The sequence below is a fragment of the Aequorivita viscosa genome (genome assembly GCF_900106795.1).
Taxonomy (GTDB): domain Bacteria; phylum Bacteroidota; class Bacteroidia; order Flavobacteriales; family Flavobacteriaceae; genus Aequorivita; species Aequorivita viscosa.
In genome coordinates this window covers 134,681-154,107 of sequence record NZ_FNNS01000002.1, presented here as the reverse complement: position 1 = coordinate 154,107, position 19,427 = coordinate 134,681, and the positions used below count along the sequence as shown (strand labels likewise).

The following is a 19,427-nucleotide window of genomic DNA, read 5'->3' as shown; positions in this document are numbered from 1 at the left end:
GTATTAGAAAAAATCGTGCCAAGTTTAGAATTGTTGTCCAATTATAAAATGGGTTTGCCATCCATTTGGTTCGGTTTGCCCTAGCACAGGATCGAATCCATACCCGAAATCGATTCCTAAAAGGCCAAAAGCAGGCATGAATATTCTTAAGCCAAAACCTGCAGAACGACTAAGCTCAAAAGGATTGTATTCTCTGAAACCATCGTATGCAGCACCTCCTTCGGCAAAGCCAAGAACGTAAATAGACGCCATTTGGGCCAAAGTTACTGGATATCTTACTTCTAACGAAAATTTATTGTAAATCGTACTTCCGTCGTTAGTACTTAACGATTGGTTAGGGTAGCCTCTTAGCTGAATAACCTCTCGACCATCCAAACTGTATGCGCCTAGACCATCTCCACCTAAGAAAAATCTTTCGAATGGAGGAACGCCTCTATCATTGTTATACGATCCTAAAAATCCTAATTCGGTGTTGGTACGCAATACTAATTTCCCCATTATACGAGTGTACCAGGTTCCTTTGAACTTAATTTTATAATATTCTAACCATTTAAAACGCTCTTGATCAATTTCTGATCTGCGAAGTCGTGCATCTTCTACTTGGCTACTATTTGCATTTGGGTCGTTAAGTATTACTTCTTGGGCTGCACGCTCGTCGTTTAACGCTTTATAATCTATGCTGTTAAAGGCAGAGTATGGTGGGGTAAGCTTCGCTGTAATGCTAAAATCTGATCCAGCCATAGGATAAATAGGGTTTACAGTTGTGTTGTTTCTGCTTATACCTATTGTGTATGCCAAGTTATTTGAATATCCATCTCCGAATGTAAATAATCCAGTATTGTAATTATTTAAATTATAGTGTTGGAAACTAATAGCGTTAGACCAAACAAAATAATCATCAGGCCACTTTACTTTTTTAGCTAATCCTAAAGAACCACCCGTTATTGTAAAACTCTTACTTTTATCGGCTCTACGGCTGTTATAGTCATATAAATATTGAACCGTATGAGAGAATGAAGAAGAAAATTGAATTGGTTTTTTCCCTCCTAACCATGGTTCGGTTAATGATAAGCTATACGTTTGGTAATACGAACTAGCTTGCGCTCTTAGAGATAGTTTCTGACCGTCGCCCATTGGCAATGGTTTGTACGTGTCTAAGTTAAAGATGTTTCGAAGTGAAAAGTTATTGAATGAAAGCCCAAGGGTTCCAACAAATCCTCCACCACCGTAACCACCTTGGAGTTCAACTTGGCTAGATCCTTTTTCAACTACAGAGTATTCTAAATCGACTAAACCATTGTTTTCGTCAACCTTCACGAAATTAGGGCTTAGCTGTTCTGGGTCGAAAAATTGTAATTGACCTAACTCTCTAAGTGTTCTAATAACATCACGTTTACTGTACTTTTGTCCCGGGCGCGTTCTAAGTTCTCTGTAAATAACGTGGTCGTTTGTGCGGTCGTTTCCAACCACTGTAACGTGGTCAAAATAGAATAGATTACGCTCCATTATACGTATTTCAAAATCTATGGTGTCGTTACGCACTGCAACTTCTACAGGGTTAATACGAACTGCAAGATATCCGTTGTTTTGGTATAGGTTTGTAATATCGTCTGCATCAGGTTCAGATTCATCTTGAATTCGTTCTTGTAGCAGTACGCCGTTATAAACATCACCTTTTTTAATGCCTAGTAATTGTCGTAACTGGCTATCGGTAAACACACTATTTCCTATAAATCGGATGTCTCCAAAATAATATTTGTCGCCCTCTTCGATTTTTAATTTTAGAGCTACGTTCTTTTTGTCAACTTCGATAAGTGTATCTTCAGTTATTCGAGCATCACGAAAACCGCTAGCTTTATACTTTTTAATAATAGACTCCTTGTCTTCTTTGAATCCTGCTGCGGTGTATTTAGAACGTTTCCAGAAACGAATGAGGTTTTTTCGCTTTGTTTTTTTCATGGCACGACGCAATTTCCCGCTTTGAAATTGTTCGTTACCTTCAAATTCAATATCTTTTACTTTTACCCTTTTGCCTTTATCGACAATGATTTTCATGTCTTTAGAGGTCTCTACTCCACTTGAATCCTGTAAAGGGGTCGTCACGATTTTTACATCGGTATGTAAAAAACCATCTTTTTGATATTTTTTTGTAATGTAGTTTTTTGTAGTATTAAGGAGGTTGTTGGTTATTTTTACACCAGGCTTTAAGTCGTTATCCTTAATAATCTCCTTTCTTTTTCCTTTTCGAACGCCTTTTCCTTCAATAGTAACCTCGTGTAGTTTAGGAAGCTCTACAATATAGAGTTCTAAATCTACTTCTTCGTCGGTCATGTTGGTAACGTAGAATGCGATATCGCTAAACAGGTTTTGTTCCCAAAGTTTTTTGGTAACTTGACTCAGTTTTTCTCCTGGAATGTAAATTCTATCCCCTTTTTTAAGTCCCGTAAAGGCTATAACTGTTTGCTCATTGAAGCTTTGGGCTCCTGTTACGGTAATGGAGTTTATGGTGTATTTACGACCACTGTCCAATTCTTTTTGTTGCGCCTGAAGGGTGCAAACGGAAAGCATTGTAAATAAAAATATACAACAGGATTTTTTGAATGTGCTCAATAGGGAACTATTGGTTAAGTTGTTCACTGGTTTTTCCAAATCTTCTTTCTCTATTTTGATAATTTAATATGGCCGCAAAAAGATGTTCTTTCGTAAAATCCGGCCAAAGTGTTTCTGTAAAATACAGCTCGGCATACGCTATTTGCCATAAAAGGAAATTGCTGATACGTTGTTCGCCACTTGTGCGTATCAATAAATCCACGTCTGGTAAATTTTGCGTGTAAAGATGATTATTAATAACCGTTTCATCAATATCGTCGGGCGAAATTAGGTTATTTTTAACTTTAAGACTAATCTCTTTTATTGTTTTTGTAATTTCTTCCCGAGACCCGTAACTCAGTGCAAGTGTGAGGGTCATCCTTGTGTTATTCTTTGTTAACTCCATTACCTTGTACAGCTCTTTTCGTGCTTTTGAAGGTAATGCGTCTAAGTTTCCTATGGCATTTAGTTTAATACTATTGTCCTGAAGGGTTTTGATTTCTTTTTTAAGTGATGAAATTAAAAGTCGCATTAACAACTCAACTTCCATTTTTGGACGATTCCAATTTTCTGTTGAAAACGCGTATAGCGTAAGATTTGGAATTCCAATTTTGGCACTTCCTTCTACTATTTCACGTACAGCTTTACTGCCAGACTCATGACCTTTATACCGAAACATTCCCTTTTGTTTTGCCCATCTACCATTACCATCCATAATAATGGCGAGATGTTGAGGGAGTGCGTTTTTGTTAATTTGGTCTTCGGCGCTCATAGTGCTTAAAAATTACAGTAACAGGGTTTTCTTCCAAAGGCAAAGGTAACGGTTATGCCTGTAAACACATACCAATCATTGCTATTGACGTTTCCAAATTTTAAGCTTTCATCGTCGGCTTTGCCTTGTCCTGGATTGCTGCCATCTAAGTTATCTGTAAAAGTATAACGTGCTCCAACTTCAAAGCCAATCATTGCATTTCGACCCATATTTGCTTTATAACCTACAACCATTGGGATAGCAAAACTAATTGCATCGTCGTACTTTCTAATAATGTTGTCGTTGTCCTTATATAATGCAGAATAGCCAAAAGCCGTTAAACCAGTATATAAGTATGGTGTTGAAATAAATTCTTGACCGTGTACATTAAAATCCCAAAAGGTGTATTCTATTCCAAGAGAGAGTTCTTTTATTACATTTTGAAAAGTATATCCACGTTCCTCTCTGCGACTATTGTCGCTAGCAGCGTCATCGCCTTTTATTTTTGCGATTGTGGCAGATGCTCTAAAAGCGTGTCTATTACTACGATTCCATTTGATAACCCCACCAAGGGCTAAATTGCTCGGATTTATATAATCGGTTTTACCAATATCCCCGATATAGTTGGCGCCACCAGCCATTACTCCTATTTCGTAAGTTTGTGCGGTTGCCACAAATACCGTGGAGAGTACTATAAAAATGGTAACAAAATACTTCATATTCTTTAAAAGTTTGCAAATATAACAATAAACTTGGCTCGGCGATAAACCTGAACCGATTGTCTGTGTTGATTAACAAACTTTAGTAGATTTTATTGCTTTTTGAGCGGAAGTAAAGAAGATTTAATTGAAGCTTTTTTGAAATTTAATTACGCTTGTCTTCTCCCCACAACAGTTTTTTTCGAATTGTTTTAATAAAACTATCTTCGTTTAACTGGAGCAGTTTAATAGTAAACGGCGCTTTTCTTATTTTTATCCAAGTTTCATTCTCTAAAGTCGCAACTCGGGAATCCATAGAGAGCAAAAAAGTGTTTTCTCTACCTGAAACTTTTAGAGATATTACAGCAGAATCGGGCACAATAAGCGGGCGAGCATTTAAATTATGTGGTGCGATTGGGGTAAGCACAAAACTACTGGCACTTGGGTCGATTACAGGACCACCACAACTCAAAGAATATCCGGTAGATCCTGTGGGTGTGGCAACAATAAGTCCATCAGACCAATATGAGGTTAAATATTTATCATCAACTAAGGTTTCTACCTTAATCATGGATGTTGTGTTTTTTCTGTTTACCGCAACTTCATTCATTGCAAAATTTAGCGGTTGTACCTCATTATTCGCTGGAGTTGTTTCTACGGTGAGTAAAGTTCTTTCTGAAATAGTGTATTTGCCCTCCAGAATCTGAGTTAAACTCTTCGTTAATTCTTCTTTTTGAATGGTGGCCAGAAAACCAAGTCTTCCAGTATTTATGCCTACGATTGGAATTCCTGAATCGGCAACGAAAGTCACTGCTTTTAAAATTGTGCCATCGCCCCCAATGCTGAAAAATAAATCGAAGCTGCTGTCTAATTCAGAAAAAGTCGATAAACCAGAAAAGTTTTTAGTAATGTCTTGATTGTGGTTTATGATGTCCAGAAACTTTTTTTCAATAAATATTTCGATTCCTTTCTTTTGAAGAATGTCCAAAAGTTTTTGAATGTATATTTCAGAGTTTTCGTGATAAAATTGACCGTAAATTCCTACTTTCATGTGTTGGTGTAGTTTGCTTCTAATAAAGGCTATATACTCAAAATGCCTTGGCTTTGTTTAACCTAATGCATTCTGAATTGTTTGCGTACTATCAAAACTCAGAGATTATACTCTCTTTTATATGTTGAGATATTTATCTAGGTATTGCGAGCGTCCTTTTAAATCGTCTATAAACTTATCTTCCTCATGTTGGCTAACAACTACGTAGTTATATCTTCTAAACGTTTGCGCAATACTATTCATGCCACTTTGCCCTACTTTTAAGGTAATTTGAACGGTGTCTTCTTTTAACTCTGAAATAAAAATACCGTAAATTTTAATGCCGTTAGATTCCACAATTTGCGAAATCTCGCTAAAAGAGTAATCGTGAATTCCTTTCTCGACCACAATTATTCCTCCGTTTTCGTTTAAAAATGGCGTGTTGTTAAAGAGGCTCATAATATCGCCTAATTCGTAATATCCTAAATATTGATTGTCGTTCCCTAAAACGGGCATTATGTTGCTATTGTGCATAGCAAAAGCTTCGAGAACATCTAACCAATTGGTGTCTTTTAGCACGTGGAAAGGCTCTAAGGCGTATTGAAAATCGGAAAGTGTCTTGGTATTGTCAAAGCAATACGCATCATTTTCCGAAACGCATCCAAGATAAAGACCATCTTTCTCTACAGGAATATGTGTGTAGGTAAGTTGATTAAATACACTTTGAGTTTCCTTTATTTTTGAGGAGACATCAATAGGTTTCACATCATTTATAATGTAACTTTCAGTTTCCATTGTTGCAATTTTGATGCAAATTACTCAAAATAAAAACTTCTTAACCAATGTGAGGTTCGTATTTTTGTTACCATAGATTGCAAACGTGTAGAAATACAAGGAATATCGTTCTAGTTTACCGATTTTTGTATTTATTAAAATTGAGGAATAGTCCTGTAACTAAATAATTCTTGAAGTGACGAAATTAAGCGTAAATATCAATAAAATAGCCACCTTGCGAAATGCTAGAGGCGGAAATATGCCTAACCTATTAAAAGTAGCGAAGGATGTTCAAAAGTTTGGAGCACAAGGAATCACGATTCATCCACGACCCGATGAACGACATATTCGTTATCAAGATGCCTACGATTTAAAGCCGATTGTAAATGTGGAATACAATATGGAAGGCAACCCGATGGATAACTTCATGAAATTGGTTTTGGAGATTAAACCTACCCAAGTAACATTGGTTCCCGATGCGGTAGATGCAATTACCTCCAATGCCGGCTGGGATACCGTTAAGCATAAAGATTACTTAAAAGAGGTTATTGCCGAATTTAAACGGAATGGTATCCGGACTTCAATTTTTGTAGATCCAGAACTCAAAATGATTGAAGGGGCTGCAGAAACTGGCACTGATAGAATTGAGCTATACACAGAAGAATTTGCCGATCAATATTCTTTAGGAAATAAAAACGCTATTATACCTTATACTGAGAGTGCGGTACTCGCAAATAATTTAAATTTAGGGATTAACGCTGGGCACGACTTATCGTTAGAGAACATCAAATTTTTTAAAGAGAATGTTCCAAACCTACTAGAAGTTAGTATTGGCCACGCACTTATTTGCGAATCGCTTTATGGTGGTTTGGAAAAGGTGATAGGTGGTTACTTAAAAAGGCTTTCGTAAAAGTTGTTGGTAGTAAACAGTTGTATGGGAAATGTTGAGAATAGGGTATAGAAAAAAACATCTGAATATTAATTTAATCCTAGGGCTTTCGTTTATAACATTGGCTCTAATTCGTTTTTTGACGCAAGATACTTTTCGGTGGACAGGCTACGGTACTATCGTAATTTCAATTTTATATTTAGGTACATATGTTTACCAGAGAAAATATAAATATCTGTCGATTAACAACGGAATATTGAAAATAAATAGTCCTTTTGCAAAGGAGGTGAAACTAAGCGAGATTAACCAGATTAAAAAGTTCGCAGGAGATTACATAATAACTACGGATCAAAATAAAATGACTATCAATACCCAAATTATCGATCCCGACTCATTAATAGTGTTGAATAACGAATTGGAAAAACTAGATGTTGAATGGGTTTAACTGCGGTTTTAAAAATCGTGTAAATTCGTGTTATCAATAATTTTAAGTTTTATTCCTAATTTTTTATTTCAATTTGTGTCGAGATACTCGTGGCAATTATAATGTAGCTATACTGAATTGATAAACATCAAAAACTAAATTCAAATTTTTTTAAAATGATTCTACACTCCCAAATACTCGGAACAGGAAAACCTTTTGTAATTCTTCATGGATTTCTCGGAATGAGCGATAATTGGAAAACGCTAGGTATGCGCTGGTCTGAAGTTGGCTATGAGGTACACCTTCTGGATCAGCGCAATCACGGCAGGAGTTTTCATAGCGATGAGTTCTCTTACGATGTAATGGTTGAAGATTTAAAACGCTATTGTGAAGAGCATAATTTAGAAGAAATAATCTTGTTAGGTCATTCTATGGGCGGAAAAGTCGCGATGCAATTTGCTGTAACGTATCCTAATAAAGTTTCAAATTTAATTATTGCAGACATTAGCCCTAAGGCATATCCTTCGCATCATCAAGATATTTTAAAAGCACTGCATGCACTTGATTTCACGAAAATAAAATCTAGAGGTGAAGCAGACGATGCATTGTCTGAATATATAAGAGATCAAGGTACACGGCTGTTTCTTTTAAAGAACTTATATCGAAATTCAAACAAAGAATTTGCGCTTCGTATAAACCTACCTATTTTGTCAGAAAAAATTGAAGAAGTTGGAGTTGCACTTCCCAAAAATACTGTTTTTGAGGGGCATACGTTGTTTTTGGGGGGCGAAAAAAGTGGTTATATTGAAACAATGGATGAGCTTTTAATTAAAAAACATTTTCCAAATGCCGAAATTAAAATGATTTCAAATGCGGGACATTGGCTTCATGCAGAGAATCCAGATGATTTTTATGACGCTACTATGTCCTTTCTTCAAAATGGCTAACTTTTTTAAATTCCACCTATTTTTTTTTCGATAAAAAAATAAAATCGGATGAAATTGTGGTTAATATTTCATAATATTGTGATAGTATGTCTTATGCGTGCATAGCAAATTTTCAAAAAACATTACGCATTCATTATTTAATTCATTTAAATTAAAGAAATCTAAACCCTTAAAGTATCATTATGAAAAAACTTTTACTTTTCACCGCACTTGGATTATCAATGGCGGTAACCTATGCAGGCGGCTATCGTGTGAGTCTGCAAGGTCAGAAAGCCTTAGCAATGGGGCATACGGGAGTTGCTGTAATTAACAGTAGCGAAACCGTTTTCTTCAACCCTGCTTCCATGGTTTATCTTGATGATAAGCTAAATATCTCGGCTGGAGTTAGTGGAGTGTTCTCTAACATTGCTTATCAAGACACAGAAACTGGAGTGAGTGCACAATCGGATAATCCAATGGCTACTCCACTTTATCTTTATGCTTCCTATAAAGCCACAGACTGGTTATCGTTAGGTCTTGGGGTATATACTCCTTATGGAAGTGAGGTTAAATATGAAGACGACTGGGCTGGTTCGCATTTGGTAAACAATATTAAATTGCAAGCTATTTACATTCAACCTACCGTTTCTATAAAAATAAACGATATGTTTAGTGTTGGTGGTGGCCCTATCTATGCTACTGGTTCTGTAAACTTTAACAGAAACCTAAATCGTACAATAACAGATTTGGAAGGAAATCGCAGTAATGTAACTGTTGATGCTACTGGTATTTCGAGTTGGGGATGGGTAGCAAGTACCTTGTTTACACCTTATGAAGATCTTCATGTTGGGTTTACCTACCGTTCCAAAATAGATATGAATGCCGAGGGTGGTTCAGCAACATTCGAAAATGTGCCTAATTCGCCTTTAGCTCCTTTTAAAGATACCTCATTTGATGCTGGTTTACCTATGCCAGCAGAAATGACGCTAGGTGCATCTTACACATTCCAAGATAAATTAACAGTGGCATTTGATTTTAATCGTGCTTTCTGGAGTGCTTATGAGTCATTAGATATTGACTTTGAAGATCCAAATATTCCAGATTCTAAAAACGCGCGTAATTATAAAAACTCATCTTCTTACCGTTTTGGATTGCAGTATGACGCATCTAAAATGTTCACACTACGCGCAGGTTACTACTTTGATGGAACTCCGGTTCGTGAGGGGTACTTTGCACCAGAAACTCCGAGAAACGATAGTAATAACTTTACTGCAGGTTTAACCGTAAACGTGAGCAAAAGCTTGCAGATTGATGCTTCTTTCTTGTACTCACACTTTAAAGAAGTTGATGCTTCTTACGATTATTACTACGAAAATGGAATTGCTGTTCCTTTTGGAGGTACCTACAAAACCAATGCTTTTGTTCCTGGACTTGGGCTTACTTACAAACTATAACTAGAAAAACTCACATCACTATGAAAAATATATTAAAATATTCATTTGCGCTATTAGCCGTAGGCCTTGTTGGTTGCGAACCTGAGTTTGACAGCCCCGTTACAGACGAAGGCTTTTACAATAGCGGATCGGCAAACCTATCAAACTATGTTGCTGTTGGAAACTCGCTTACTGCTGGATATGAAAGTGGAGCACTGTATAGAACAGGACAAGAAAATAGCTATCCTAACATTATGGCGAAACAATTTGCGCACGCTGGAGGAGGTGAATTTACACAACCACTTATGAATGATAACCTTGGTGGACTTTTATTGAATGGTACGCCTATTGCGCCTAATCGTTTTGTATTGGCTGTAGATGCCAACGGAAATCCAGGGCCAGTTCGTTTAGAAGGAACGCCATCTACCGATATTGCAAACAAGTTAAGTGGTTCATTTAACAATATGGGAGTTCCAGGTGCAAAAAGTTATCATCTTGTAGCTCAAGGATACGGTAATGTTGCTGGAGTTCCAGTAGGAGCTGCAAACCCTTACTATGCTCGTTTCGCAAGCAGCGAAAGTGCTACAGTAATTGGTGATGCTGTAGGCCAAAACCCTACTTTCTTTAGCCTTTGGATTGGAAACAACGATATTTTGAGCTATGCTACCTCAGGAGGTTCAGGAGTAGATCAAACGGGAAATTTCGACCCAAGAACATATGGTCCTAACGATATTACAGATCCTAACGTTTTTGCTCAAGTGTATTCTGAGCAAGTAAATTTATTAGCCCGCGAAGGTGTGAAAGGTGTTTTGGCAAATATTCCAGAAATTACTTCTATTCCATATTTTACAACTGTTCCTACGCAAGCAATTCCGTTAGATGCTGCTACAGCGGCACAATTAAATGCACAATTTGCTTTGTATAACACGCAAGTTTTACCTGGATTGGCTGCGGCTTCTGTTATTTCTCAAGAAGAGGCTGCTATGAGAATGATTAACTTCTCTGCAGGTCAAAACTTTCCAATTATGACAGATGATGACTTGACTAACCTTACTCAAATCTTGATGGGACAACCATTTAACCTGCCTGCGCCAATTGCTGGTTTATTAGGACAATTGCGTCAAGTAAATGCAGACGATTTAATTGTTTTAACCGCTTCTTCAGTTTTAGGAACTACACCAGATCCAAGCAATCCTCAAGGAGTTATTGGAGTGTCTATTCCATTAAGCGATGAATTTGTATTGGCAGCTTCAGAGCAAGCGCGTATTAGTGCAGCTTCTACTGCTTATAATGCAACAATTAAAGCATTGGCAAATGCTAAAGGATTAGCTTTTGTAGACTCAAAGTCTGCTCTATCTAGATTAGCCAGTGGAGGTATAGCGTACGATGGTGGAGTATTAACTTCTCAGTTTGTAACTGGTGGAGGTTTTTCACTAGATGGTGTTCACCCATCGCCAAGAGGATATGCATACATTGCTAACTTAATGATTCAAGCTATTAATAGCACTTACAGCGCTACCATACCATCGGTACATATAGGTAACTATCCAACTATTACACTTACGAATAACTAGTCGGAATTAAATTTTATATGAATAGCCGTCCAACGATGTTGGGCGGTTTTTTTATCTTTATGGTTAGCAAATTAACTATCCCAATTTTAAAACAATGTTAATTTGAGTTCTAACAACCTTTAAAACTTGATGATATTATGAAACTTATTTTAAAATTCCTATTAACGGGATTAGCGGTCTTGTTTTTAGCCGAAATATTGCCAGGAGTACAAGTTGCTGGCTATGGTTCAGCAATCGTTGTGGCTATTGTTTTAGCCTTGTTGCGATTAATTGTAAAACCAGTTTTGATAGTACTAACACTTCCAATTACTATTATAACTTTTGGTATTTTTCTTCTTTTTATAAATGCAATTATCATTTTAATAGCATCATACTTGCTCGGTAGTTTCCACGTTTCTTCAATTTGGTGGGCACTTCTTTTTAGTTTGTTGCTTGCATTATTTCAAGCCATTCTGTTTTCATTGATAAGAGAAGACTGATATTGTGTAACATAAGAGTTTGTAAATGTTTGTTGTCCTGAACAAAAAACCGTACTTTTGCATCCCGAAATTCAGAAAAAAATGAACGTTACAAAGAAAGACATAGACAACTTGAATGCTGTATTAACAGTAGAAATAGCAAAAGACGATTATTCAGGTAAGGTTGATAAAGTCCTAAAAGACTACCGAAAAAATGCAAATATCCCAGGTTTCCGTAAAGGCCACGTTCCTATGGGAATGGTAAAAAAGCAATACGGAAAGGCTGTTTTGGTTGAAGAGGTAAACAAACTGCTTCAAGATGCACTTCAGAAATTTATAACAGAAGAAAAAATAGACATCCTTGGAAATCCGCTTCCTAAAAATGAAGCAGAGATAAACTGGGATGCCGATGATTATTCTTTCGAATTTGAATTAGGCCTTTCGCCACAATTTGAAATAGATTTAAAAGGAAAGGAAATCACACATTATAAAATTGTTGCAGACGAAGAAATGCTTAACAATCAGGTTAAGACTATTCGTAAGCAATATGGAAAATTGATTTCTAAAGATGAAGTAGAAAAAGGTGATGAAATTACTGGAACTTTTACTTCCGAAGAAAAAGGGATTGATAAAAAAGCAACGATTTCTACAGAAGAAATCGATGGCAAAGAGCAATTAAAAGCACTTTTAGGCGCAAAAGTTGGCGACACCGTTAGCCTGAAAACAAAAGGAATGTTTGCCGATGACCACGATAACCAAAAACATTTTGGAGTATCTCACGACGACGCTCATGGGTTAGATGTTGAGGTTTCTTTTAAAATTGAAGAAGTTAACACACGCGAAATGGCTGAGTTGAACCAAGAGTTGTTCGACAAGATATTTGGAAAAGAAGGTGTAGTTACTTCAGAAGAAGAACTAAAAGCTAAAATTAAAGAAGATGCTGAAGGGCAATTCGCACAACAAAGCGATCAGAAATTGCTTAATGATGTGGTTGAATCTTTAATAGAAAATACAAAATTTGATCTTCCAGAAGCGTTTTTACAACGTTGGATAGCAAATTCTGGAGAAGAAAAAATGACGGAAGAAGATGCTAAAGCTGAATTTGAACGAAGTGAAAAAGGATTGCGTTACCAATTAATCGAAGGGAAGCTACGCGCAGATCACAAACTTCACGTAACTTTTGACGAATTAAAAGACTATTCAAAAGGGATGATTAAAACTCAAATGGCTCAGTTTGGCCAGTTGGATCCTTCAGAAGAGGAATTAGATTCAATCGCTGCACGAATTCTTTCAAATAAAGAAGAAGTAGAGCGTCTTAGCGAGCAAATGAATACGGCTAAAATGCTGAACTTCTTTAAGGAAAACGCAAAATTAAAGACTAAGGAAATCACCTACGACAAATTCATTAAGGAAGCCTACGCGTAATTCAGCATAGAAATAGTTATCTTTAGGCGTTGAATTTATTTTTAAATTTAACGCCTTTCTAATTCCTAAAACTTCGTGTAATAAGAAAATCGTTGACGCAAGTCAGGAATCTCTTGAGGCTTTAAAAAATTAACTTCGTAACTCAAAAAAAACGAATACACATCTATGAACTACAGTAAAGAATTCAGAAATTTTGCTATAAAGGATCAGGGAATCAACAATATGTACTATGATAATATTATCAGCAGTATGTATCCTCAAAATTTAACCCCTAATATTATCGAGGAACGCCAAATGAACGCCGTTGCAATGGACGTTTTTTCTCGCTTGATGATGGATCGAATTATATTTTTAGGAACAGGAATTAACGACCAAGTAGCAAATATCGTGCAAGCACAGTTATTATTCTTGGCAAGTACCGATGCTTCTAGAGATATCCAAATCTACATTAATTCTCCAGGAGGAAGTGTGTATGCGGGCTTAGGTATTTATGATACTATGCAATTTATCAAACCAGACGTGGCTACAATTTGTACGGGAATGGCTGCTTCTATGGCAGCTGTACTTTTATGCGCAGGCGAAAAAGGAAAACGCAGTGGTTTAACCCATTCACGCGTTATGATTCACCAACCACTCGGGGGCGCACAGGGGCAAGCAAGCGATATTGAAATTACAGCACGCGAAATAGTGACCTTAAAAGAAGAATTGTACAAAATTATTGCAAATCATTCAGGACAAACCTACGAAAAGGTGTACGAAGATAGTGATCGAGATTACTGGATGAAAGCAGATAAAGCTGTGGAATACGGTATGATAGATGAAATATTAAAACGAAGCTAATACGCAACTCTAGTTATTAGTTTAAAAACAATTGTTCCACCAAGAACGATGCAATTGTAGTGTGTTTTTATAACATACTCCTCAGTACTGCATCATTTTTGTTGGGCGTTTAAAATAGATTTTTTGAAGAAAAAAAATATGTCGAAAGAAGACTTGGAATGTTCCTTTTGTGGTCGAAAAAAAGTGGATACTAGCCTGCTTATTGCTGGAATGGATGCCCATATTTGCGACCGTTGTATCGAACAAGCACACGGAATTGTAGTAGAAGAAGCTCAACATGCAGGAAATACCCAACTGTCTGCAGACCTAATGCTGAAAAAACCAAAAAACATAAAAGAATTTTTGGATGACTACGTAATTGGGCAAGAATTCACGAAAAAAGTGATGTCTGTTGCAGTATACAACCATTACAAAAGGTTATTGCAACCTAAAAGCGATGACGATATTGAAATCCAAAAAAGTAATATCATAATTGTCGGACAAACAGGAACTGGAAAAACATTGATAGCAAAAACAATTGCAAAAATGTTAAACGTTCCATTGGCTATTGTTGATGCTACCGTTTTAACTGAAGCAGGATATGTAGGAGAAGATGTTGAAAGTATATTAACAAGACTCTTACAAGCTGCCGACTACAATCTTGAAAAAGCCCAAAACGGAATTGTTTTTATAGACGAAATAGACAAAATAGCCCGTAAAAGCGATAACCCTTCCATTACGCGCGATGTGAGTGGCGAAGGCGTTCAGCAAGCGTTACTAAAGCTATTAGAAGGAACTACCGTAAATGTTCCGCCAAAAGGAGGGCGAAAGCATCCAGACCAGAAATTCATCGAGGTAAATACTGAAAACATTCTCTTTATTGCAGGTGGTGCTTTTGACGGAATAGAACGCCATATTTCCAAAAGACTCAATCTTCAAGCAGTGGGCTTTACAGCATCAATGAAAGAAAGTCAAGCCGAACGCGAAAACATGTTGCGTTATATTATCCCAAAGGATTTAAAAGACTTTGGTTTAATTCCAGAGATTATAGGTCGTCTTCCGGTGCTTACGTATATGAATCCGTTAGACAAAGAAACCTTACGAGCCATTCTTACAGAGCCTAAAAACGCCATTATTAAACAGTACAAAAAACTACTTGAAATGGATGACATCGCTTTTGAAATTACAGACGATGCCCTAGATTTTGTAGTAGAACAAGCTATTGAATACAAACTCGGAGCTCGAGGACTTCGCTCGTTATGTGAAGCTGTTCTTACCGATGCAATGTATGAATACCCTGGAACCGATATAAAATCGCTTACGGTTACTAAAGAATATGCTGAAGAAAAGTTGAACAAATCAACACTTAGTAAACTAAAGGCAGTTTCGTAAACCTACAAGAATCAAATCTATAGGCCGCATTAATTGTTATTGATGCGGCTTTTTTTATTCTTCAACTTTTTGAATTGTAGAGTGCGTTATTATGGTTTATAAACTAATTTTTTATTGTATATCGCATACGATGAAAAACAATCAGATCAACTCTAGTTAATGGGTAAGTGCTAATCCTCGTAATAAGAGTACAACGGAATTTGTTTATATTTGAAAGAAGATAATAAGCTGCGGAAGAATTAGGTTCTAAAAGTTGTAGACTTTGAGGAGTTGGTGATTAATATTATATTGGCAATTTTTATATACAAATAATTCAGATTGAAAAATTATGATATGATAATTTATTGTTTGATTTATCCAATTCTTACAGTGACTTTGTTTATGGTCTGGGTTTTTCAATCAACACTTCCTGGAGGAGACATAGGAATGGCTCCTTTTCTGGTCGGTCTTGTTTTATTAATTGTGTTTGGAGTTGAAATCATTCTTGTTCTAATTTTTAGAAAGCGGCTAAGCAGTATGAGTAGTAGAGTACTTTCTTTAGTTTTTGCGTTCCTACTTTATGAAAGCACAGTTTGGGTTTTGGGTGGAGAAATTGTAATTTTTAATACATTTAAAAAGCCATTTTTGGAGGACAGTAATATGGCTTTTTCGTTTTCATCAGTTTTTGCTCTTTTAATCATTTTCGTAGGTATATTTATTAATCATAAAATAAGTGGTAGCAAAGCGTTGAAAAACGAAAGGGTATAACAATTGGGCTTGTGCCAAATCCGAATACTATTGGATGTTTATAAAATGAGTGCCAGGCAAAAAATAAAAAATATGAAAAAAACGATTACACTTTTGATTTTTGTTCTTACAATTTCAATTAACTATTCCCAAGAATCTAAAACATCCGAAATTAACAAAGCCCAATTAATCGAATTCATTAAGGAATCTATCGTGGCTAATAAAGTTGCTAATAATCCACTCGTCGTTTTAGATGAACAAATTATATTGAACGTTGATGATTTAACTGATGATCAGAAATTTTTTGGACGGCTCAGTATTATTGAAAAAGGTAATAAGGAAATGACTGATATTTATGGTGAAAAGGCAATAAATGGAATAATTTTAATCGAATCATTGCCAGAATCACCTGACGGAAAGAACGTTGAAATTTCGAACGGCAAAGTATTGTTTTTTATTGGAAACAAAGAAATTCCTGAAACGGAATTGAACAAACTTGATCCAAATTCTATTCTGAATGTTCAAGTTATTAAAACGAAAGAAGAGGTTTTAAAGCACACGGATAAGAAATGTGACGGAATTGTTATCATTACCTTAAAATCGTAATTAGATAATTAGTCGTGAAACAACTTCGTGAAACTTCAATTTACTCGTGTTTCAATTCTATAACTTACGGTTATATCAAGCGTAACGTAAAAGCTTAATAACAGTTCTATTGGAAGGTAAACATAAATTCACTCAGCCAATTGTAAATTCAATGAAAACTCTTCACAAGGGAGAGATTTCATTTTCTGAAAATTATAAAAGTTGGTTGGTGAAAACTTACGTAAGTTGGAATAAAACATATATAAAAATTAGTCTAGATTCAAGAAAATTAGATTTAGAAACTGATTTTCCCAACTGCTCATTAACCAAAGGCAATTTTCTTACTTTTTTAAGTAGATCCAACACATATAGTTTTTCTGGGAACAAGAGCAAGTATTCAGAATTATTACTTGAAAGTATTGAAGTTCAGCATCTCATGCGCAGTGGGAATCCTGTAATTAAGTTAGAACATAAATCTATTATTTTTAAAGGCTTACTAAGGAAAAAGGATTTTTTAAGTTTATCTAATGTGTTCAAGTTATTCACAATGGTAATAGATAAAATAGAACGAGAGCAAAGAATAGGCGTTACATAACAACAGAAGCCTGTATTAACAATTTTCATTATTCAATTTACTTTACAGCTCATATATAAACTTTGACGTACATTTTAAAAATAATTTAAATCACAATTTTCAAAAAATAACAAGATAAACTAGACTGAATTTACCAATGAATAAAAGATTTCTCGACGCGCAACGAATTGAATTTTCGAATCAAAAATTTCTAGCAACTCCTTTATCTGGACTTGTAATTTGGACAATTATTGGCGTTGTGGGCTTGTTTTTCTCCGATTTTATAGCAGTTTGGTCTATTTTTATTGGAACAGGTAGTATTGTGTATTTAGCAATGTTCATTTCAAAATTTACAGGCGAGAATTTCCTTGACAAAACAAAACCCAAAAACGAATTTGATAAACTCTTCTTTTTTACCGTTGCACAAGCACTTTTGGTTTATGCTATTGCAATTCCTTTTTTTCTTGTAGACTATACTTCGTTGCCTATGAGCGTCGGAATTTTGACAGGCTTAATGTGGCTGCCATTTTCGTGGATTATCAATCATTGGGTCGGAATTTTCCACGCACTTTTTAGAACGGTACTAGTTCTCGTACTTTGGTATGTATTACCAGAACATAGATTTGTAGTTATACCCTTCGCAATCGCACTCATTTACATAATTACAATCGTAATTTTGAAAAATAGAATAACGAATGTTGAAAGCTTAAAAAAGAAACATCGGAAATCTTAAAAAACTGGTTGTAATCGTAAGTTCTCAGACAAAACCCATCAAACACACGCTATTCGGTTTGTATTCACTAAATTCGTTGTCTTAACAAGGTGTTTATTATTTTCAACCCTTAAAAGCTTCACCAATGAAAGACGAAAAACTGGCAGTACTCATCGATGCAGACAATGTTCCATATGCGTATGTTAAAGAAATGCTTGACGAAATTGCCAAATACGGCAATCCAACAATCAAACGTATTTATGCCGATTGGACGAAACCAACAGTTTCAGGATGGAAAAATATTCTCCTAGAAAACGCAATAACACCAATTCAGCAGTACAGCTATACAAGTGGAAAAAACTCGAGTGATAGCGCCCTAATAATAGACGCCATGGATTTACTTTACTCCGGTAAAGTTGACGGATTCTGTATCGTTTCAAGCGATAGCGATTTTACGCGACTAGCTACACGCCTGCGAGAAGCTTCAATGTTTGTAATTGGTATTGGTGAACGAAAAACGCCCCGTCCTTTTATAACAGCTTGCGATAAATTTATCTATATCGAAATTCTGAAAAAGGAAAAGGAAACAGATGCTTATGAAAAGCTGAGTTCGCAAAAGAAAACGAAGTCCAAAACTTCCTCAGACACTAAAATTGACAAGGAATTAATAAACCTGATAAAAGACAGTATTGAAGAAATTTCGGACGATAGCGGATGGGCGTTCCTTGGAACATTAGGAAGTTTTATAATAAAGAAACGAACAGATTTTGATCCTCGAAACTACGGTTTCCAAAAGTTATACCCGTTAATAAAAAGCATCAACAAGTTCGAGATTGAAGAGCGTGAAACTGGCAAAAACAACATTCGTCATATTTACATTAAGAACAAGTAGTTTTTGGCGTAAACTAAATGGATAATGACTTCACAAGCTAGAGAGTGAAATTCATTTTTCTGTGTTGCTTTATTGGCATTCATTCATTTTACATTGCTAAAGTAAAGGTCTATTTTGAAATCAACTTGTTATGTACATTATAACAACTAATAACCACTAAATTGAAAAAGTCACTCTTAATTGTATTGTCATTAGGCCTTTTTGCCTGTAACCAACATACAGACAACACGGAAATGTTGCTAGACCACATAGAAAACTTGGAAAGTAAACTAGAAGAAGCCTACAAGCCAGGTTTCGGAGATTTTATGGGGGTTATGCAAACACATCACGCAAAGTTGTGGTTTGCTGGGCAAAATCAAAACTGGGATCTCGCCGACTTTGAAATTCATGAACTGGAAGAAACCGTTGAAAACATTCAGAAGTATCAATCGCATAGACAGGAAAGTGAAATGATTGCAATGTTAAACGCTCCTTTAGATAACATAGACAACGCCATTGAAGAGAAAAACCACGAAGCGTTTAAAAAAAACTTCATCGAATTAACAAACACCTGCAATAAGTGTCATATAGCCGTAGGTTTTGAGTTTAATGTTGTGAAAATACCAGACACTTCACCTTTCAGTAATCAGGATTTTAGACCAATAAATTCTGATGACAATTTTTATCTAGAAAATCACAAGCATTTAAAATCTGAGGTAGGCGAAGAAGATAAATAAAGAAGGAAATCATTTGTACTGTTAAAAATCGGGGTAAATA

The 19,427-nt window shown here is 35.8% G+C and carries 20 protein-coding genes; 15 read left to right on the top strand and 5 right to left on the bottom strand.

What is annotated here, in order from left to right:
• Positions 1 to 24: 24 nt before the first annotated feature.
• The 5 genes from bamA to BLW28_RS01655 form a co-directional block, all read right to left on the bottom strand.
• On the bottom strand, positions 25 to 2,568 hold the full coding sequence (gene bamA, locus BLW28_RS01675; RefSeq protein ID WP_177165870.1) for an outer membrane protein assembly factor BamA: 2,544 nt from the start codon (positions 2,566 to 2,568) through the stop codon (positions 25 to 27).
• Between the two features lie 49 nt (positions 2,569 to 2,617).
• Complete coding sequence (locus BLW28_RS01670) at positions 2,618 to 3,361, bottom strand: isoprenyl transferase (RefSeq protein ID WP_073213872.1); 744 nt, start codon at positions 3,359 to 3,361, stop codon at positions 2,618 to 2,620.
• 5 nt (positions 3,362 to 3,366) lie between these two features.
• Positions 3,367 to 4,059 carry a type IX secretion system protein PorG gene (gene porG, locus BLW28_RS01665; RefSeq protein ID WP_073213869.1) on the bottom strand — a complete coding sequence of 231 codons (693 nt, stop codon included), beginning with the start codon at positions 4,057 to 4,059 and terminating at the stop codon, positions 3,367 to 3,369.
• Between the two features lie 145 nt (positions 4,060 to 4,204).
• Complete coding sequence (locus tag BLW28_RS01660; protein ID WP_073213867.1) at positions 4,205 to 5,089, bottom strand: NAD kinase; 885 nt, start codon at positions 5,087 to 5,089, stop codon at positions 4,205 to 4,207.
• Positions 5,090 to 5,206: 117 nt separating this feature from the next.
• The gene (locus BLW28_RS01655; RefSeq protein ID WP_073213863.1) at positions 5,207 to 5,863 is read right to left on the bottom strand and encodes a CBS domain-containing protein; all 657 of its coding nucleotides are present in this window, start codon (positions 5,861 to 5,863) and stop codon (positions 5,207 to 5,209) included.
• Positions 5,864 to 6,038: 175 nt separating this feature from the next.
• Here BLW28_RS01655 and BLW28_RS01650 point away from each other — a divergent pair, with 175 nt between their 5' ends.
• The 15 genes from BLW28_RS01650 to BLW28_RS01580 all read left to right on the top strand — a co-directional run bounded on the left by BLW28_RS01650 (position 6,039) and on the right by BLW28_RS01580 (position 19,387).
• On the top strand, positions 6,039 to 6,752 hold the full coding sequence (locus BLW28_RS01650) for a pyridoxine 5'-phosphate synthase (protein ID WP_073213860.1): 714 nt from the start codon (positions 6,039 to 6,041) through the stop codon (positions 6,750 to 6,752).
• 235 nt (positions 6,753 to 6,987) lie between these two features.
• Positions 6,988 to 7,176: a hypothetical protein gene (locus BLW28_RS15940; protein WP_234946423.1), complete on the top strand. Its 189-nt coding sequence runs from the start codon at positions 6,988 to 6,990 to the stop codon at positions 7,174 to 7,176.
• Between the two features lie 155 nt (positions 7,177 to 7,331).
• A complete protein-coding gene (locus BLW28_RS01640; RefSeq protein WP_073213855.1) occupies positions 7,332 to 8,102 on the top strand; it encodes an alpha/beta fold hydrolase in 771 nt (256 codons plus the stop codon).
• 182 nt (positions 8,103 to 8,284) lie between these two features.
• Positions 8,285 to 9,535 carry an OmpP1/FadL family transporter gene (locus tag BLW28_RS01635; protein WP_073213851.1) on the top strand — a complete coding sequence of 417 codons (1,251 nt, stop codon included), beginning with the start codon at positions 8,285 to 8,287 and terminating at the stop codon, positions 9,533 to 9,535.
• Positions 9,536 to 9,555: 20 nt separating this feature from the next.
• Positions 9,556 to 11,088, top strand: a complete 1,533-nt coding sequence (locus BLW28_RS01630) for an SGNH/GDSL hydrolase family protein (RefSeq protein WP_073213847.1) — start codon at positions 9,556 to 9,558, stop codon at positions 11,086 to 11,088.
• Positions 11,089 to 11,225: 137 nt separating this feature from the next.
• A complete protein-coding gene (locus BLW28_RS01625) occupies positions 11,226 to 11,567 on the top strand; it encodes a phage holin family protein (protein ID WP_073213844.1) in 342 nt (113 codons plus the stop codon).
• Between the two features lie 81 nt (positions 11,568 to 11,648).
• Complete coding sequence (gene tig / locus BLW28_RS01620) at positions 11,649 to 12,971, top strand: trigger factor (RefSeq protein ID WP_073213841.1); 1,323 nt, start codon at positions 11,649 to 11,651, stop codon at positions 12,969 to 12,971.
• Positions 12,972 to 13,136: 165 nt separating this feature from the next.
• Positions 13,137 to 13,811: an ATP-dependent Clp endopeptidase proteolytic subunit ClpP gene (gene clpP / locus BLW28_RS01615; protein WP_073213838.1), complete on the top strand. Its 675-nt coding sequence runs from the start codon at positions 13,137 to 13,139 to the stop codon at positions 13,809 to 13,811.
• A 138-nt stretch (positions 13,812 to 13,949) separates the two neighbouring features.
• A complete protein-coding gene (clpX, locus tag BLW28_RS01610) occupies positions 13,950 to 15,182 on the top strand; it encodes an ATP-dependent Clp protease ATP-binding subunit ClpX (protein WP_073213835.1) in 1,233 nt (410 codons plus the stop codon).
• Between the two features lie 333 nt (positions 15,183 to 15,515).
• Positions 15,516 to 15,929, top strand: coding sequence for a hypothetical protein (locus BLW28_RS01605; protein ID WP_073213832.1), 414 nt, complete (start codon positions 15,516 to 15,518; stop codon positions 15,927 to 15,929).
• A gap of 72 nt (positions 15,930 to 16,001) precedes the next feature.
• On the top strand, positions 16,002 to 16,514 hold the full coding sequence (locus tag BLW28_RS01600; protein ID WP_143036822.1) for a hypothetical protein: 513 nt from the start codon (positions 16,002 to 16,004) through the stop codon (positions 16,512 to 16,514).
• Positions 16,515 to 16,665: 151 nt separating this feature from the next.
• Positions 16,666 to 17,088 carry a hypothetical protein gene (locus BLW28_RS01595; protein ID WP_073213826.1) on the top strand — a complete coding sequence of 141 codons (423 nt, stop codon included), beginning with the start codon at positions 16,666 to 16,668 and terminating at the stop codon, positions 17,086 to 17,088.
• A 136-nt stretch (positions 17,089 to 17,224) separates the two neighbouring features.
• On the top strand, positions 17,225 to 17,800 hold the full coding sequence (locus BLW28_RS01590; RefSeq protein WP_073213822.1) for a DUF7010 family protein: 576 nt from the start codon (positions 17,225 to 17,227) through the stop codon (positions 17,798 to 17,800).
• Between the two features lie 124 nt (positions 17,801 to 17,924).
• Complete coding sequence (locus tag BLW28_RS01585; protein WP_073213819.1) at positions 17,925 to 18,671, top strand: NYN domain-containing protein; 747 nt, start codon at positions 17,925 to 17,927, stop codon at positions 18,669 to 18,671.
• 161 nt (positions 18,672 to 18,832) lie between these two features.
• Positions 18,833 to 19,387, top strand: a complete 555-nt coding sequence (locus BLW28_RS01580; protein WP_143036821.1) for a hypothetical protein — start codon at positions 18,833 to 18,835, stop codon at positions 19,385 to 19,387.
• Positions 19,388 to 19,427 lie beyond the last annotated feature (40 nt).

What these genes read in the sequence shown, in the direction of transcription:
- bamA (WP_177165870.1), bottom strand. Translation starts at nt 2,568, where the DNA reads ATGCTTTCCGTTTGCACCCTTCAGGCGCAACAAAAAGAATTGGACAGT.
- BLW28_RS01670 (WP_073213872.1), bottom strand. Translation starts at nt 3,361, where the DNA reads ATGAGCGCCGAAGACCAAATTAACAAAAACGCACTCCCTCAACATCTC.
- porG (WP_073213869.1), bottom strand. Translation starts at nt 4,059, where the DNA reads ATGAAGTATTTTGTTACCATTTTTATAGTACTCTCCACGGTATTTGTG.
- BLW28_RS01660 (WP_073213867.1), bottom strand. Translation starts at nt 5,089, where the DNA reads ATGAAAGTAGGAATTTACGGTCAATTTTATCACGAAAACTCTGAAATA.
- BLW28_RS01655 (WP_073213863.1), bottom strand. Translation starts at nt 5,863, where the DNA reads ATGGAAACTGAAAGTTACATTATAAATGATGTGAAACCTATTGATGTC.
- BLW28_RS01640 (WP_073213855.1), top strand. Translation starts at nt 7,332, where the DNA reads ATGATTCTACACTCCCAAATACTCGGAACAGGAAAACCTTTTGTAATT.
- BLW28_RS01635 (WP_073213851.1), top strand. Translation starts at nt 8,285, where the DNA reads ATGAAAAAACTTTTACTTTTCACCGCACTTGGATTATCAATGGCGGTA.
- BLW28_RS01630 (WP_073213847.1), top strand. Translation starts at nt 9,556, where the DNA reads ATGAAAAATATATTAAAATATTCATTTGCGCTATTAGCCGTAGGCCTT.
- BLW28_RS01625 (WP_073213844.1), top strand. Translation starts at nt 11,226, where the DNA reads ATGAAACTTATTTTAAAATTCCTATTAACGGGATTAGCGGTCTTGTTT.
- tig (WP_073213841.1), top strand. Translation starts at nt 11,649, where the DNA reads ATGAACGTTACAAAGAAAGACATAGACAACTTGAATGCTGTATTAACA.
- clpP (WP_073213838.1), top strand. Translation starts at nt 13,137, where the DNA reads ATGAACTACAGTAAAGAATTCAGAAATTTTGCTATAAAGGATCAGGGA.
- clpX (WP_073213835.1), top strand. Translation starts at nt 13,950, where the DNA reads ATGTCGAAAGAAGACTTGGAATGTTCCTTTTGTGGTCGAAAAAAAGTG.
- BLW28_RS01605 (WP_073213832.1), top strand. Translation starts at nt 15,516, where the DNA reads ATGATAATTTATTGTTTGATTTATCCAATTCTTACAGTGACTTTGTTT.
- BLW28_RS01600 (WP_143036822.1), top strand. Translation starts at nt 16,002, where the DNA reads ATGAAAAAAACGATTACACTTTTGATTTTTGTTCTTACAATTTCAATT.
- BLW28_RS01595 (WP_073213826.1), top strand. Translation starts at nt 16,666, where the DNA reads ATGAAAACTCTTCACAAGGGAGAGATTTCATTTTCTGAAAATTATAAA.
- BLW28_RS01590 (WP_073213822.1), top strand. Translation starts at nt 17,225, where the DNA reads ATGAATAAAAGATTTCTCGACGCGCAACGAATTGAATTTTCGAATCAA.
- BLW28_RS01585 (WP_073213819.1), top strand. Translation starts at nt 17,925, where the DNA reads ATGAAAGACGAAAAACTGGCAGTACTCATCGATGCAGACAATGTTCCA.